Annotated in this window: 13 protein-coding genes; 9 read left to right on the top strand and 4 right to left on the bottom strand. The window is 71.8% G+C overall.

Going from position 1 to position 14499, the window contains the following annotated elements; all coding sequences use genetic code 11:
- Positions 1-30: 30 nt before the first annotated feature.
- From AB0D74_RS16835 to AB0D74_RS16845, 3 genes are all read left to right on the top strand, one after another.
- Entirely contained in the window at positions 31-807 is a 777-nt protein-coding gene (locus AB0D74_RS16835) for a chorismate synthase (RefSeq protein ID WP_362586364.1), read from the top strand.
- Positions 804-1913 carry an o-succinylbenzoate synthase gene (gene menC / locus AB0D74_RS16840; RefSeq protein WP_362586367.1) on the top strand — a complete coding sequence of 370 codons (1110 nt, stop codon included), beginning with the start codon at positions 804-806 and terminating at the stop codon, positions 1911-1913. Before AB0D74_RS16835 ends, menC begins: the two co-directional genes overlap by 4 nt.
- A gap of 99 nt (positions 1914-2012) precedes the next feature.
- Entirely contained in the window at positions 2013-2801 is a 789-nt protein-coding gene (locus AB0D74_RS16845; RefSeq protein ID WP_362586370.1) for a S16 family serine protease, read from the top strand.
- Positions 2802-2910: 109 nt separating this feature from the next.
- Here AB0D74_RS16845 and AB0D74_RS16850 read toward each other — a convergent pair whose 3' ends face one another.
- Complete coding sequence (locus tag AB0D74_RS16850) at positions 2911-3387, bottom strand: Lrp/AsnC family transcriptional regulator (RefSeq protein WP_362586373.1); 477 nt, start codon at positions 3385-3387, stop codon at positions 2911-2913.
- A gap of 121 nt (positions 3388-3508) precedes the next feature.
- Here AB0D74_RS16850 and hppD point away from each other — a divergent pair, with 121 nt between their 5' ends.
- A complete protein-coding gene (gene hppD / locus AB0D74_RS16855) occupies positions 3509-4657 on the top strand; it encodes a 4-hydroxyphenylpyruvate dioxygenase (RefSeq protein ID WP_362586376.1) in 1149 nt (382 codons plus the stop codon).
- Positions 4658-4785: 128 nt separating this feature from the next.
- On the opposite strand, the gene AB0D74_RS16860 is transcribed toward hppD, so the two are convergent.
- Positions 4786-6279, bottom strand: a complete 1494-nt coding sequence (locus tag AB0D74_RS16860; RefSeq protein ID WP_362586378.1) for a tetratricopeptide repeat protein — start codon at positions 6277-6279, stop codon at positions 4786-4788.
- A 92-nt stretch (positions 6280-6371) separates the two neighbouring features.
- Here AB0D74_RS16860 and AB0D74_RS16865 point away from each other — a divergent pair, with 92 nt between their 5' ends.
- A complete protein-coding gene (locus AB0D74_RS16865; protein ID WP_362586381.1) occupies positions 6372-7778 on the top strand; it encodes an FAD-linked oxidase C-terminal domain-containing protein in 1407 nt (468 codons plus the stop codon).
- An 18-nt stretch (positions 7779-7796) separates the two neighbouring features.
- Here AB0D74_RS16865 and AB0D74_RS16870 read toward each other — a convergent pair whose 3' ends face one another.
- The gene (locus AB0D74_RS16870) at positions 7797-8210 is read right to left on the bottom strand and encodes an SsgA family sporulation/cell division regulator (RefSeq protein WP_362586384.1); all 414 of its coding nucleotides are present in this window, start codon (positions 8208-8210) and stop codon (positions 7797-7799) included.
- Positions 8211-8476: 266 nt separating this feature from the next.
- Between AB0D74_RS16870 and AB0D74_RS16875 the strand changes: the two genes are divergently transcribed.
- Together AB0D74_RS16875 and AB0D74_RS16880 are read left to right on the top strand one after the other, a co-directional pair.
- Positions 8477-9844, top strand: coding sequence for an RDD family protein (locus tag AB0D74_RS16875; RefSeq protein WP_362586387.1), 1368 nt, complete (start codon positions 8477-8479; stop codon positions 9842-9844).
- A gap of 132 nt (positions 9845-9976) precedes the next feature.
- Positions 9977-10711 (top strand): RDD family protein, encoded by a 735-nt coding sequence (locus AB0D74_RS16880; RefSeq protein ID WP_362586390.1) that lies wholly within the window; start codon positions 9977-9979, stop codon positions 10709-10711.
- A gap of 84 nt (positions 10712-10795) precedes the next feature.
- Here the strand turns inward: AB0D74_RS16880 and AB0D74_RS16885 are convergent, their stop codons facing one another.
- Positions 10796-11089 (bottom strand): hypothetical protein, encoded by a 294-nt coding sequence (locus AB0D74_RS16885; protein ID WP_362586393.1) that lies wholly within the window; start codon positions 11087-11089, stop codon positions 10796-10798.
- Positions 11090-11513: 424 nt separating this feature from the next.
- On the opposite strand from AB0D74_RS16885, the gene AB0D74_RS16890 reads away from it, so the two are divergent.
- Positions 11514-13877, top strand: coding sequence for an immune inhibitor A domain-containing protein (locus AB0D74_RS16890; protein ID WP_362586396.1), 2364 nt, complete (start codon positions 11514-11516; stop codon positions 13875-13877).
- 121 nt (positions 13878-13998) lie between these two features.
- Entirely contained in the window at positions 13999-14328 is a 330-nt protein-coding gene (locus tag AB0D74_RS16895; protein WP_362586399.1) for a hypothetical protein, read from the top strand.
- Positions 14329-14499 lie beyond the last annotated feature (171 nt).

The raw sequence follows: 14499 nt of genomic DNA on the forward strand, positions 1-14499 counted from the left end.
GAGAGGGGGGTCGGCTCGGAGACTCGGATCATGACCCTGACCGTGACCGGAGTCGGCATCCGTACCGTCCACGACGTGGCCGGGCTCGCGGCCGTGACCGACTACTTCAGCGACGTCTGGCAGACACCCCGCAGCGCCCCGCCCTACCCGGCCGAGGTCCTGCACAGCCTGGTCCACGCGGGCGGCGCCGTGCACGCCGCCTACGACGGCACGCGGCTGGCCGGGGCGGCCGTCGCCGTGTTCGGCCCGGACCGCGACACCTACTCCCTCGTCGCCGCCGCCGACCGGGGCCTCGGGCACGCGGTGAAGCGGGCCCAGCGCGACTGGGCCCTGGAGCGCGGCGCCCGCACCATGCGCTGGACCTTCGACCCGCTGGTCGGCCGCAACGCCCGCTTCAACCTGGTCAAGCTGGGCGCCACCGGCACCGAGTACCTCGTCGACTTCTACGGCCCGATGGCCGACGGCGTGAACGACGGCGACGAGAGCGACCGGCTGACGGTGACCTGGGACCTGACGGCGGACCCCGTGCCGTCCGGTGCCTCCCTCGTGCCGGGGGACGCCCCGGTCAGCCACCGCGGCCCCGACGGCGAGGTCCTCGCCCGCCGCGACCCCGGCGACCGGGCCGTGTGGTGCCGGGTGCCGGAGGACGTCGTACGGCTGCGGGCCGCCGACCCGGCGCTCGCGCTGCGCTGGCGGTACGCCGTCCGCGAGGTGTTCACGGCGGCCTTCGCCGAGGGTTTCCGGGCCGTGGGGATGTCCCGGGACGGCTGGTACACGCTCGCCCGCACGACGGAGGACACGGTATGAAACTGGAGCGCGTGGAGATCGTGCATGTCGCGATCCCGCTGGTCACGCCCTTCCGTACGTCCTTCGGGACCATGACGGCCAAGGACACCTTCCTCCTCCACGTCGTCACCGACACCGCCGAGGGCTGGTCGGAGTTCGCCGCCGACCCCGAGCCGCTGTACTGCTCGGAGTTCGTCGCCGGCGCGGAGATCGTGCTGCGCGACTTCCTGGTGCCGCGCGTGGCGGCGCTGCGGGACCTCACCGCCGCCGCCGTCGGCCCGGCGACCGCGAAGATCAAGGGGCACGAGCTGGCGAAGGCCACGCTGGAGACGGCGGTGCTCGACGCGGAGCTGCGGACCTACGGGATGCCGCTGTCGGTGTTCCTGGGATCGGTGCGGGACCGGGTGCCGGCGGGTGTCTCGGTCGGCATCAAGGACTCGGTCGGCGAGCTGCTGGACGACGTCGAGCGGTACCTGGCCGAGGGGTACGTCCGGATCAAGTTGAAGATCGAGCCCGGCTGGGACGTCGAGCCGGTCCGGGCGGTGCGCGAGCGGTTCGGGGACGCGCTGCCGCTCCAGGTCGACGCGAACACGGCGTACGGCCTCGCCGACGCGGAACACCTGCGGCGGCTCGACGAGTTCGGGCTGCTGCTGATCGAGGAGCCGCTGGAGGAGGACAACCTGCACGGCCATGCCCGGCTGCAACGCCGGATCGCGACGCCGGTCTGTCTCGACGAGTCCCTGCACAGCGCGCGGGACACGGCCGCCGCGATCGCCATGGACGCGTGCCGGGTGGTGAACGTCAAGCCCGCCCGGGTCGGCGGCTATCTGGAGGCCCGCCGCGTCCACGACGTGGCGCGCGCCCACGGGGTGCCGGTGTGGTGCGGGGGCATGCTGGAGACCGGGATCGGGCGGGCGCCCAACCTGGCGCTCGCGGCGCTGCCCGGGTTCACGCTGCCGGGCGACACCTCGGCGTCCGGCCGGTACTTCGCGGAGGACATCACCGAGCCGTTCGTCCTGGACGACGGACACCTCCCGGTGCCGACCGGTCCCGGGATCGGCATCGAGCCGCTGCCGGACGCGCTGCGCCGGTTCACCCGCGAACGCCGCGAGCTGCTCCCGCGCTGACCGGGGCGGGGCCGGGGCGGGGTCGGGGTGGTGCGGGGGCGGTACCGGGGGTGGTGCCGGGGCGGTGGCCTGAACAGGTCGTCGCGTTAGATTGACTCCGTGCTCTCACGTCTCACGCGTCTCCAGGCCGTCGCCGTCTGTGCGGTTCCCGTCGTGGCCCTGATCGGTACGGCCGTCTTCGCGCCGCTGCCGTTCTCGGTGGCCCAGCCCGGGATGACGGCGAACGTGCTCGGCGCCAACAGGGGCACCCCGGTGATCAGCGTCTCCGGGGCGCCCATCCGCACCACCAGCGGGCAGTTGCGGATGACGACGATCGAGGCGACCGGGCCGGACGCGCGGGTCTCGCTCGGGGACGTGATCGGCAACTGGTTCCGGACGGACCGGGCCGTGATGCCGCGCGACTCGGTCTACCCGAGCGGCAACAGCGTCCAGGAGATCGAGCAGCACAACACCGAGCAGATGGAGCAGTCGCAGGACGCGGCGACCCAGGCCGCGCTGAAGTACCTCGACCTGAGCGCGAGCAAGGTCAAGGTGACCCTGAAGCTGGCGGACGTGGGCGGGCCGAGCGCGGGGTTGCTGTTCTCGCTCGGGATCATCGACAAGCTGGACGGCAACGGCAGCGGGGGCGATCTCACCGGGGGCCGGAACATCGCCGGCACGGGGACCATCAGTGCGGACGGCGCGGTGGGCGCCGTGGGCGGGGTCGCGCTGAAGACGCAGGCCGCGCGGCGGGACGGGGCGACGGTGTTCCTGGTGCCGAAGGGTGAATGCGCCGATGCGAAGGCGGAGTTGCCGAAGGGGCTGAGGTTGGTGCCGGTGACCTCGCTGAAGGGGGCCGTGTCCGATCTGGTGGCGTTGGAGAAGGGGGAGAAGGTCCCCGGCTGTTGAGTTTCGGGTGCGGGTGCGGGTGCGGGTGCGGGTGCGTGGGGGTTGCTCGCGCCCACGCGGCGGAGCCGCACATCGATACAGCCCCGCGCCCCTTACGGGGCGCTCTTGCTTAGGGGGCGCTGTCCGACGCCGCCTGTTCCACCAAGGGGATGATCCGCAGCGGAACCGGGTTCTCCATGACGATCGCCGTCGAGGCGCGGACGATGCCTTCGAAGCCGACGACCCGGTCGATGACCCGCTGGAGGTCGGCGTTGGAGCGGGCGACCAGGCGGCACTGCATGTCGCCGGTGCCGGTGGTGGTGTGCAGTTCCAGCACCTCCGGGACGGTCGCCAGGTGTGCTCGTACGTCGGGGCCCTGGCCCTGCCGGATCTGCAGGGTGGCGAACGCGGTGACCGGGTAGCCGAGGGCCGCGGGGTCGACCTGGGGGCCGAACCCCTGGATCACGCCGTTCGACTGGAGCCGGTCCAGGCGCGCCTGCACGGTTCCCCGGGCCACGCCCAGTCTGCGGGACATCTCCAGGACCCCGATGCGGGGCTCCCGGGCCAGCAGCACCAGGATCTGCCCGTCGAGATGATCGATCGCCATGCCCGCCTCCGAATGGTCACCCTGTACAGAAAGTCCGCCGATACGGCTGTACTGCCGAGCATATTGCCCAGTAGAAACGGTATCTGTTGCGCACCTTGTGGGCCGGGTTCACCCTTCGGACATGACGCAGACCACACAGCACACGCCCGACGCGACCGTCCGGCAGAGCGACCCCTTCCCGGTCAAGGGAATGGACGCGGTCGTCTTCGCCGTGGGCAACGCCAAGCAGGCGGCCCACTACTACTCCACCGCCTTCGGCATGCGGCTGGTCGCGTACTCCGGTCCGGAGACGGGCAGCCGCGAGACCGCGAGCTACGTCCTGGAGAACGGCTCGGCGCGGTTCGTCCTCACCTCCGTCGTCCGGGCGGAGACGGAGTGGGGCACCTTCCTGTCCCGGCACGTGGCCGAGCACGGCGACGGCGTCGTCGACCTCGCCATCGAGGTGCCGGACGCCCGTGCCGCGTACGCCTACGCCGTCGAGCACGGCGCGCGGCCGGTGGCCGAGCCGTACGAGCTGAAGGACGAGCACGGCACGGTGGTGCTGGCCGCGATCGCCACGTACGGGGAGACCCGGCACACCCTCGTCGAGCGGACCGGCTACGACGGCCCGTACCTCCCGGGGTTCGTCGCCGCGTCCCCGATCGTCGCACCGCCCGCCCGCCGCACCTTCCAGGCCGTCGACCACTGCGTCGGCAACGTCGAACTCGGCCGGATGAACGAATGGGTCGGCTTCTACAACAAGGTCATGGGCTTCACGAACATGAAGGAGTTCGTGGGCGACGACATCGCCACCGAGTACAGCGCGCTGATGTCGAAGGTGGTCGCCGACGGCACCCTCAAGGTCAAGTTCCCGATCAACGAACCGGCGGTCGCGAAGAAGAAGTCCCAGATCGACGAGTACCTGGAGTTCTACGGCGGGGCCGGCGTCCAGCACATCGCGCTCAACACCAACGACATCGTCGAGACGGTACGGACCATGCGCGCGGCCGGCGTCGAGTTCCTGGACACCCCGGGCAGCTACTACGACACCCTCGGCGAGTGGGTCGGCGACACCCGCGTCCCGGTCGGCACCCTGCGCGAGCTGAAGATCCTCGCCGACCGGGACGAGGACGGCTACCTGCTCCAGATCTTCACCAAGCCGGTCCAGGACCGTCCGACGGTCTTCTTCGAGATCATCGAACGCCACGGGTCGATGGGCTTCGGCAAGGGCAACTTCAAGGCCCTCTTCGAGGCGATCGAACGAGAACAGGACCGCCGCGGAAATCTGTGAGCCGACGGGGGCAGCCGGTGGTCAGCCGCGGGCCGGTGGGGGCTGGTCGCGCAGTTCCCCGCGCCCCTTCACGTCTGCTGCCCCAACGGGCAGCTTTCACCTGCTGGCCGGAATTCCCCGCGCCCCTGTCAGCCCGGGAGGGGTTCCTCCGGTGGCTGGCTGCCCAGGGTCGTGAGGGCGGCGTGGGCCGCCGGGGCCTGGAGCGGGGAGAAGTACTGGTTGGTCCGGAGGGCGTCCTGGAGGTGGCGGCGGGCCGGGGCGTCCAGGTCGAGCTCGCGTTCGATCATGCCCCGGTGGAAGGCGTACAGCGCGCTGCGCACCCCGCCGCCCTTCGTGGAGTCCGTCGCGATCGAGGCGTAGCCCAGCGCCTCCTTGTCGTCGCCGGCCCGGTGCAGCGCCCACCCCAGGGAGTCCGCGACCTCGATGCCGGGCTGGCGCTCCCACTCGGCGGTGAGCCGCTCCACCGCCTCCTGGACGTCCCCGTGGTCCGCCTCGTACCGCCCGATCACCAGATCGTCGTCGACCCCGGACTCCAGCTCCCGCCGCACCTGCGTCCGCATCAACTCGTACTGCGCCTCCGCCTGCTGCCCCATCCCCAGCGACTCGTACAACTCGCCGAACTCCAGGGCGACCTGCGGAGTCGGCCGGTGCGCGAGCGACCCCTGGTAGGCGGTCAGCGCCTCCTGCGTCCGGCCCAGCGCGGCCAGCGCCCGCCCCTGCCCGGCCCGCGCGGCCGACTGGTCGGGGTCCAGGCGTACGGCCGCCGTGAAGTGCCGCAGCGCGTCCTCCCGGTCGCCCCGCTCCCAGGCCAGCTGCCCGGCCTGGCACAGGTACGCGGCCTGCTCGGCGGGCGTCCGGGCGGCAGCCGCCGCGTCGGTCACCTGGGCCGCCGCGTCCTCGCGCCAGCCCCGGTCCCGGTACACCGCGGAGGCCCGCGCCATCACCGCCGGCTTCACGTCGGCCCCGACCTTCAGCGCCATCAGCTTGTCCAGCGCGGACCGGGCCGCCTTGTAGTCGCCGAGCCCGTTGTAGGCGTCGATCAGCACCGGGTACGCCGACCACCGCTTCGGCGCCGCCTTCAGCGCGTCCTCGCCGTACCGCCGGGCGCCCGCGAAGTCCCGGCGCGCCACGGCCAGCCCCGCCAGCCCGTCCAGCGCCTCGGTGTTGTTCTTCCCGGCCGCCTTGAGGGAGGTCTGGAGCGCGCGTTCGGCGCGCGGATAGTCGCCGGTGTCGGCGGTCCGGCGGGCCCGCTCCACGTACGCGGTCCCGAGCACCGCCCAGGCCGCCGCGTCCTTCGGCTGCGCCCGCACCCGCGCCTCGCGGGCGCCGATCAGCGTCGTGAGGTCGGGCAGCGCGGCGGGCAGGCCGTTCAGGACGGCCGTCTGCGCCGCCGCGAGGGCCGCCGCCCGCGCGGCCGTCCGGGCCTTCGGCCCGGCGGCCGGGGCCGGTGCGGCGCGGTGCGGCTCGTGCGGCCACAGCAGCAGCGTGCCGCCGGCCGCCACCCCGGCCGACAGTGCGACGGTCAGCAGCCGTACCAGCACCCGGCCGCGGCGGCGCGGCGGCGCCGGTTCCGGGAGCAGCGAGGTGGCGGGTGGGGACGGTCGGTTATCCAGCGCGCACATGACGTTCACTGTGCGTCAGTACGACGACCGCATCCGGGCGGCCCAAGGACGGCACCTGTGGGGTTCACACCGATGGCCCCGGGTGCGACGCTGTGATCATGAGCCGTATCGAAGCGCCTCGGGACGAGGCCACCAGCAACCTCACCGACCGGCTCCTCGCGGGTCTGCCGGCCGACGCGGTCCTCGTCGACCCCGACGTGACCGTCTCCTACGCCAACGACATGGCGAGCTTCTGCCCGGCCGGCACCCCGGCCGTCGTCGTGCTGCCGCGCACGGTCGAGCAGGTCCAGCACGTCCTGCGCGTCGCCACCGAACTGCGCGTCCCGGTCGTCCCGCAGGGCGCCCGCACCGGCCTGTCCGGCGCGGCCAACGCCACCGACGGCTGCATCGTGCTCTCCCTGACCAGGATGGACCGGATCCTGGAGATCTCCGCGGTGGACCGTATCGCGGTCGTCGAGCCCGGCGTCGTCAACGCCGCCTTCTCCCGCGCGGTCGAGGAACACGGCCTCCACTACCCGCCGGACCCCTCCAGCTGGGAGATGTGCACGATCGGCGGCAACATCGGGACCGCGTCCGGTGGCCTGTGCTGCGTGAAGTACGGGGTGACCGCCGAGTACGTGCTGGGCCTGGACGTCGTCCTCGCCGACGGCCGCCTGCTGTCCACCGGCCGCCGTACCGCGAAGGGGGTCGCGGGGTACGACCTCACCCGCCTCTTCGTCGGCTCCGAGGGCTCGCTCGGCGTCGTGGTGCGGGCCGTGCTCGCGCTGAAGCCCAAGCCGCCGCAGCAGCTGGTGCTGGCCGCCGAGTTCGGCTCCGTGGCCGCCGCCTGCGAGGCGGTGTGCCGGATCATGGAGGGCGGCCATGTGCCGTCCCTGCTCGAACTGATGGACCGTACGACCGTGAAGGCGGTCAACGAACTCACCCGCATGGGCCTGCCGGAGTCCACCGAGGCGCTGCTGCTCGCCGCCTTCGACACCCCGGACCCGGCCGCCGACCTCGCCGCCGTCGGCAAGCTCTGCGAGGACGCGGGCGCCACCCAGGTGGTCCCGGCCGACGACGCCGCCGAGTCCGAACTCCTGCTCCAGGCCCGCCGGTCCTCGCTCGTCGCCCTGGAGGCCGTCAAGGGCACCACCATGATCGACGACGTGTGCGTGCCCCGCTCCCGGCTCGGCGACATGATCGAGGGCGTCGAGCGCATCGCGGCCAGGCACCGGCTGACCATCGGGGTCGTCGCGCACGCCGGAGACGGCAACACCCACCCCACGGTCTGCTTCGACGCCCAGGACCCCGACGAATGCCGCCGCGCCCGCGAGTCCTTCGACGAGATCATGGGCCTCGGCCTGGAACTCGGCGGCACCATCACCGGCGAACACGGCGTCGGCGTCCTGAAGAAGGAGTGGCTGGCCCGGGAGATCGGGCCGGTGGGAGTGGAGATGCAGCGGGCCGTGAAACAGGTCTTCGACCCGCTGGGCATCCTCAATCCCGGCAAGCTGTTCTGATCCCATCCGCCGGCGGCCTCACTGGGCGAGCAGCTGGTCGAGCGCGTCGTCGATCCCGAGCTGCCCGCCCTCACTCCCCGGGGGCACCACCCGCAGCGTCCGCTCCAGCCAGGCGGACACCTGGGGGACCGGGGCTTCGAGCAGGGCGTCGCCGTCGGGCGAACTCAGCGCCATCAGCACGACGCTGCGGCCCTCCGCCTTCGTCGGCCACACCCGTACGTCCCCCTGCCCGCACGGCCGGAACACCCCCTCCACGAGCAGGTCGCGGGCGAAGGTCCAGTTGACGGGCTGCTCGGAGTTGATGTGGAAGCTGACGTGCACGGCGTACGGGTCGTCGGAGCGGTAGGTCAGCCGGGCCGGGACCGGGATGCTCCGCTCGGGGGACAGGATGAGCCGCAGCTCCAGTTCACGTTCCACCACGGTGTGATGCATGACGTGCGTTTCCTCTCTCGGTCAGTCGTACGGGCGCCTGCGGGTGGGCCCGTACGAGTGGAGAGGGGCTGGGGCCGCGAGCATTACGCGGGTTCCGGGAAATTTTTTTCCGGTGCGGTGACCGGTGCGGTGACCGGTGCGGTGAAGGGCGTGCACAGGGCTGCCCGGAAAGGGGCGGGTCCTGCGGGACTGGCGGTGCCGGGCATCCGGGTCTGATAGATGTGGAGCCTCCCACACGACCCCCGAGCAGATACGGGATGACGGACATGACCGCCCCAACCCCGGCACCCGGTGACGAACGGCCCCGCGAGGGCTACTACCCGGACCCGTCCATCCCCGGCTACGTCCGTTACTGGAACGGCGCCGCGTGGGTGCCGGGCACCAGCCGCCCGGCCCCGTCCGACGGCGAACCGCTCGTCCCGCCGCCGGGGTCGCACCCCGCCGGGCCCGCGGCCCCGGCGGCGGTCGAGGAGACCGGCCCGCACTTCTTCGACGAGGACCCGCAGCCGGGCGGCGCGTCCGGCTGGACGGCGGAGGGGAGCGCCTGGGGCAACGACCCCCGGGCGGCGGGCTCCCCGGCCCGCACGGACGGCACGGCGTCGATCCCGCCGGCGGACCAGACGGACGGGACGGACCAGGGGGGCCAGGGGGACCTCGACTCCGGGGGCACGTTCATCTTCCGCAGGCCGACGGTCGGCCCGGCGGGGACCCCGCCGCCCATGGACGACGGCACGCTGACCTTCCGGCCGGTCCGCGGCGAGGGCACGCCGAACCCCGGTGGCGCGGCCGGTCCCGGTACGCAGGGTCCGGTCAGCGCTCCCGGCACCGCCGGTTCCGCGCGCCCCGGCTTCGGCGCCGGAAAGGCGGCAGCCGCCCGCGCCGCCGCGGCCCAGGCACCCGCGGCCCAGCAACCTTCTGCCCAGCCCCCGGCACCCGCCGCGGCTCCCCAGCCCGCCGCCCCGGCCGTGCCCCCGCAGCAGTCCGCCGCGCCCCGGTCCCCGGCGGCCTCCGCCACCCCGATGGCCGCCGGCGCCGGCGGCGGGCAGTCCTCCTGGGCCCAGCAGGTGCACCAGCTCGCCGGTGACCCGCAGGTCGCCCCGTGGAAGCCGCCGGTGGAGGACGTCTTCCAGGCCGCCGCCCGGCGGCAGGCGGCGGCCCGGCCGGCCGGGCTCGGCAAGCGGTTCGCCGCCCGGCTCGTCGACAGCCTGGTCGTCGGCACGGTGACCGCGGTTGCCGCCGTGCCGTTCGGGGCCAAGGCCGCCGACCACGTGCAGGACAAGATCGACGTGGCCAAGCTCTCCGGGCGTACCGAGACCGTCTGGCTGCTGGACGGCACGACCGGCCTGTACCTCGGCATCGTGCTCGCGGTCCTGCTCGTCGCCGGCGTCCTCTACGAGGTGCTGCCGACCGCCCGATGGGGCCGCACCCTCGGCAAGAAGCTGTTCGGCCTGGAGGTACGGGACATCGAGGGCCACGAGCCCCCCGCCTTCGGTGCCGCCCTGCGCCGCTGGCTGGTGTACACCGTGCCCGGGCTGCTCGGCATCGGGATCGTCGGCGTCGCCTGGTGCCTGTTCGACCGCCCCTGGCACCAGTGCTGGCACGACAAGGCGGCGCACACCTTCGTCGCCGGCTGAGCACTTCGCCGGTCGCGCAGTTCCTCCCCGTGCCTCTTTCGGGGCGCTGCCGTCCGGCCCGTTCGCAGCGGTCGTACCCCGTACGGCCGCTCGCCGGATGCGGGCCAGGCCGCCTCGCGGTGCACTCGGGCCATGAGCACCGAACCGCCCCCGCCCCCGGGCTCGGGAGAGCCGCCGGAGGACGACCCGTTCAGGAAGCAGCCTCCGCCGGGCCCGAGCGAGGGCGCGGGAGGGAGCCAGGGGCCTGGCTCGGGCTCGCCGTACGACACCCCGTACGGCGGCTCGCAGCCCCCGCCGCCCTCCTACGGCGGCGGCCCCTACGGCGCGGGCGGCGGCGGCCCCTACGGAGGCGGTGGCGGCGGCCCCTACGGAGGCGGTGGCGGTACCGGCGGCTACCCGGCGGATCCGCTCGCCGGGATGCCGCCCCTCGCCGACAGCGGCAGGCGCACCCTCGCGCGGATCATCGACATGATCCTGGTGGGCATCGTGGTCGTCCTGCTCACCCTGGCGTTCGGGGTGAGCGAGTACCAGATGGACGGCGGCAAGATCTCGGCCGGCCGGTCCCTCGCCCAGTCGCTGGTCGCCGCCGTCCTGTTCGTCGCGTACGACACCCTGCTGATCGCCAGGTCGGGGCAGACCCTCGGCATGAAGTGGCTCCGCATGCGGGTCGCCAACCTGTCCGACGGCTCCACCCCCTCCACCCAGACCTCGCTGCTGCGGGCCCTGGTGCTGTGGGTGCCGTTCGCCTTCTGCTGCGCCTGTATCTGGACGGTGATCTGCGGCGGCTGGAGCTTCTTCGACAAGCCGTACAAACAGGGGCTGCACGACAAGGCCGCGAAGACGGTCGTGGTCAGCACGGGCTCGTAGCGGGGCCGCCGGTACCGGGGGCGCACAAGCAGTCGGCGGGTCCGTCAGTCTCACGGACCCGCCGACTTCACTGGTGTGCGTGTGTCAGGGCGCGGTGGGCTCCCGTACGGGTTCGGCCGCGGCGGCGGCCACGGTCTCCCGGTGCAGGGGCACCCGCACCTCGGGCGGTGCGATCGGGGCGGGCAGGGACTGGGCGACCGTGCGCGGCCGGGGGAGCGGGACCGTCATGGCCACCAGCAGTCCCAGACCGAGCGCGGCGAGCGCGATGACCGCGATCCCGATGCCCGAACTCGTCTGTGACAGCAGCAGCATGGCGAGCGTCGAGCAGATCACGGTGGCCGAACCGTAGACGAGCTGTGCCGGGGTCGGACGAGGCATGGCAATCGTGTCCTCGGAAGATTTGGGGGTGAGACGGGGAACCGGCCTTGGTTTCCACCGGCTTCCGGGCGTTCCACCGTTCGACTCTATTCGCGTGCATGCCCGAGAGGAACGTCCGGTAAGCGTGACCTAACCCACGGTACCGGTGCACAGGGGGCGCACGGTCGCATGGCATACGGCAACCGGAGGCATATGCGCGCCGGTTGGGCGAGGTCGTTCCGGGGTACCCCGGTGCCCCGGCGTCCGTAAAGCGAACTTCCGCTCCGCATAGTGCAGTTGAACGGTCTGAGTCAAGGTCTGTCTTTTCTCGTAAACCAGTAGTCAAATATCGTCACTTGAATCGACGCGTTGAACGTGCGCGCACGGACCCCCAACCATCACCCGGTCCTCCTTGCCGTGCGCGCGGCGCGGGGGAGGAACTCAAGTGACCAGCAGACCCTGGACGTTCAGAGCGCTCGCCGTCGGAGTGACGCTCGCGACCGCCTCCGTAGGCTTCGCCACCTTCGCGGTTGCGGTGCCCACGACCTCGGCGGCGACCGCCGGCACCGTCGACCGGCACGACCCGTCGACGAAGCAGGAGGAGCACGACCTCGACGGCCCCCTGAGCAAGACCCAGGAGGCCCAGCGCCAGGAGGCCCTCGACCAGGTCATATCCGGCAAGGCCCAGGTCAAGGAGCGCGACGGTTCCAAGGTCGTCCAGCTCAAGGGCAAGAAGGGCGACAGCAAGTACGTCGAACTCGGCCGCGAGAAGACGGACCGGATCTTCACGATCCTGGTGGAGTTCGGCGACCAGACGGACCCGCGGTACGGCGGCACGACCGGCCCGCTGCACAACCAGATAGCCGCGCCGGACCGCACCAAGGACAACTCCACGGCCTGGCAGGCGGACTACAACCAGCAGCACTTCCAGGACCTCTACTTCGGCACCGGCAAGAGCACCGAGTCGCTGAAGAAGTACTACGAGAAGCAGTCCTCGGGCCGCTACTCGGTCGACGGCGAGGTCACCGACTGGGTCAAGGTCCCCTACAACGAGGCCCGTTACGGCAACAACGCCTGCGGCTCCACCACCTGCTCCAGCGTCTGGAACCTGGTGAAGGACGGCGTGAACGCCTGGGTCGCCGACCAGGAGGCGGCCGGCGTGTCCGCCGCCGACATCAAGACGGACCTCGCCCAGTACGACCAGTGGGACCGTTACGACTACGACGGCGACGGCAACTTCAACGAGCCCGACGGCTACATCGACCACTTCCAGATCGTGCACGCCGGCGAGGACGAGTCCGCGGGCGGCGGTGCCCAGGGCACCGACGCGATCTGGGCGCACCGCTGGTACGCCTTCGGCACCGACGCCGGCTCCACCGGCCCGGCCGACAACAAGCTCGGCGGCACCCAGGTCGGCGACACCGGCATCTGGGTCGGCGACTACACCATGCAGCCGGAGAACGGCGGACTCGGCGTCTACGCCCACGAGTACGGCCACGACCTCGGCCTGCCGGACGAGTACGACACCGACGGCGGCGAGAACTCCACCGGTTTCTGGACCCTGATGTCCTCCGGTTCCTGGCTGGGCACCGGCAAGGAGGCCATCGGCGACCTGCCCGGTGACATGAACGCCTGGGACAAGCTCCAGCTCGGCTGGCTCAACTACGACGTGGCCAAGGCCGGCACGAAGTCCAGCCACAAGCTGGGCGTCGCCGAGTACAACACGAAGAACAAGCAGGCCCTCGTGGTCACGCTCCCCGACAAGGCGGTCACGACCACGGTCGTCACCCCGGCCGAGGGCTCGACCCAGTGGTGGAGCGGCAGCGGCGACAACCTCAAGAACACGCTGACCCGTGACGTCGACCTGACCGGCAAGTCGTCGGCCACGCTGTCGCTCGACGGCTGGTACGACATCGAGTCGGGCTACGACTACCTCTACACCGAGGTCTCCACCGACGGCGGCGCCAACTGGACCCCGCTGGACGGCACGGTGAACGGGGCGGCCCTCCCGCGCGACGGCAGCGACAAGCCGGCGCTCACCGGTTCGATCGACGCGTACGCCAAGCTGGCGTACCCGCTGGACGCCTACGCCGGCCAGAAGATCCAGCTCCGGTTCCGCTACCAGACCGACGGCGGTGTGGCGCTGAAGGGCTTCGCGGCCGACGAGATCACGCTGACCGCGGACGGCTCGACCGTCTTCTCCGACAACGCCGAGTCCGCGGACGCGGCTTGGACCGCGTCCGGCTTCTCCCGCATCGGCGCGTCCTTCACCAAGGACTACGCGCAGTACTACATCGCGGAGAACCGCCAGTACGTGTCGTACGACAAGACCCTCAAGACCGGCCCGTACAACTTCGGCTTCTCGACGACCCGTCCGGACTGGGTGGAGCACTACGCGTACCAGAACGGCCTGTTGATCTGGAAGTGGGACACCTCCCAGGCGGACAACAACACGCACACGGGCGACGGCGGTCACCCGGGCACCGGTCTGATCCTCCCGATCGACTCGCACCCGACGGCGCTGAAGTGGTCCGACGGCACGCTGATGCGCAACCGCATCCAGGCCTACGACTCGCCGTTCAGCCTCTACGCGAGCGACGGCATGACCCTCCACAAGGCGGACGTCGCGGCGAAGATCAGGCAGTCCTCCGGGGTGTCGGTCTTCAACGACCACAAGAGCGACTACTACGACGCCTCGAACCCGGCCGCCGGCGTCAAGATCACTGACACCAACACGAAGATCAACATCGTGACGGAGGCCCGGGACGGCTCGACGATCTCCCTCCAGGTCGGCCCCGCGGTGAAGTAATCCACATTTCCGCAGGTCAGACACGTATCGGCGGCGACCCCTTGGCGGGTCGCCGCCGCTCGTGCTTAGGTGCGTCCTGTGGCTTTCTTATTGACACCGACGCACACGGGGGTGTGACCGCATGGCCGCAGGAGGGTTCTGCAAGCTGCCGAACGGCAGGGTGGTGGTGGCGCTCAACCTGCCCAGCCCCGCCACCACGGACGGCCCGTCCGCCGTCCGCGTACTCGTCCACGCCCAGAACCGCGCCCGAGCCCTGACGAGGCTCCGCAACCTGGGCATGCGAGCCGTCTACCTGCGGGGCAACGCCGCCCCACCCACCCCCGACGAGATCACCGCCGTCCTCCACCACCCCGACGGCCTCATATGGCGAACCACCCCTGACAACGGTGTCACCCCCCCACAACTCTGGAGACCCATCAGATCCCTCCTCCACAGACCGACAGCAGCCTGACCACCCTTTCCACCCCAGGACGCGTCCCCCAACCCAGGGGGCGCGGGGAACTGCGCGACTCCGGCGCCGCCGAAATCCGCCGTCGTGGTGGAGCGCCGCTGCGGCGGGTAAAGGGTGACGGCGCTGAACGCTGAGCGGCGGGAGGGGCAGCCCACCCAGGGGCGCGGGGAC

Origin of the sequence: Streptomyces sp. NPDC048278 (genome assembly GCF_040652195.1) — a bacterium.
GTDB lineage: Bacteria > Actinomycetota > Actinomycetes > Streptomycetales > Streptomycetaceae > Streptomyces.

Coding starts and splice junctions, on each gene's coding strand:
- AB0D74_RS16835 (WP_362586364.1), top strand. CDS start 31: ATGACCCTGACCGTGACCGGAGTCGGCATCCGTACCGTCCACGACGTG.
- menC (WP_362586367.1), top strand. CDS start 804: ATGAAACTGGAGCGCGTGGAGATCGTGCATGTCGCGATCCCGCTGGTC.
- AB0D74_RS16850 (WP_362586373.1), bottom strand. CDS start 3,387: ATGGCGATCGATCATCTCGACGGGCAGATCCTGGTGCTGCTGGCCCGG.
- hppD (WP_362586376.1), top strand. CDS start 3,509: ATGACGCAGACCACACAGCACACGCCCGACGCGACCGTCCGGCAGAGC.
- AB0D74_RS16860 (WP_362586378.1), bottom strand. CDS start 6,279: ATGTGCGCGCTGGATAACCGACCGTCCCCACCCGCCACCTCGCTGCTC.
- AB0D74_RS16870 (WP_362586384.1), bottom strand. CDS start 8,210: ATGCATCACACCGTGGTGGAACGTGAACTGGAGCTGCGGCTCATCCTG.
- AB0D74_RS16875 (WP_362586387.1), top strand. CDS start 8,477: ATGACCGCCCCAACCCCGGCACCCGGTGACGAACGGCCCCGCGAGGGC.
- AB0D74_RS16880 (WP_362586390.1), top strand. CDS start 9,977: ATGAGCACCGAACCGCCCCCGCCCCCGGGCTCGGGAGAGCCGCCGGAG.
- AB0D74_RS16885 (WP_362586393.1), bottom strand. CDS start 11,089: ATGCCTCGTCCGACCCCGGCACAGCTCGTCTACGGTTCGGCCACCGTG.
- AB0D74_RS16895 (WP_362586399.1), top strand. CDS start 13,999: ATGGCCGCAGGAGGGTTCTGCAAGCTGCCGAACGGCAGGGTGGTGGTG.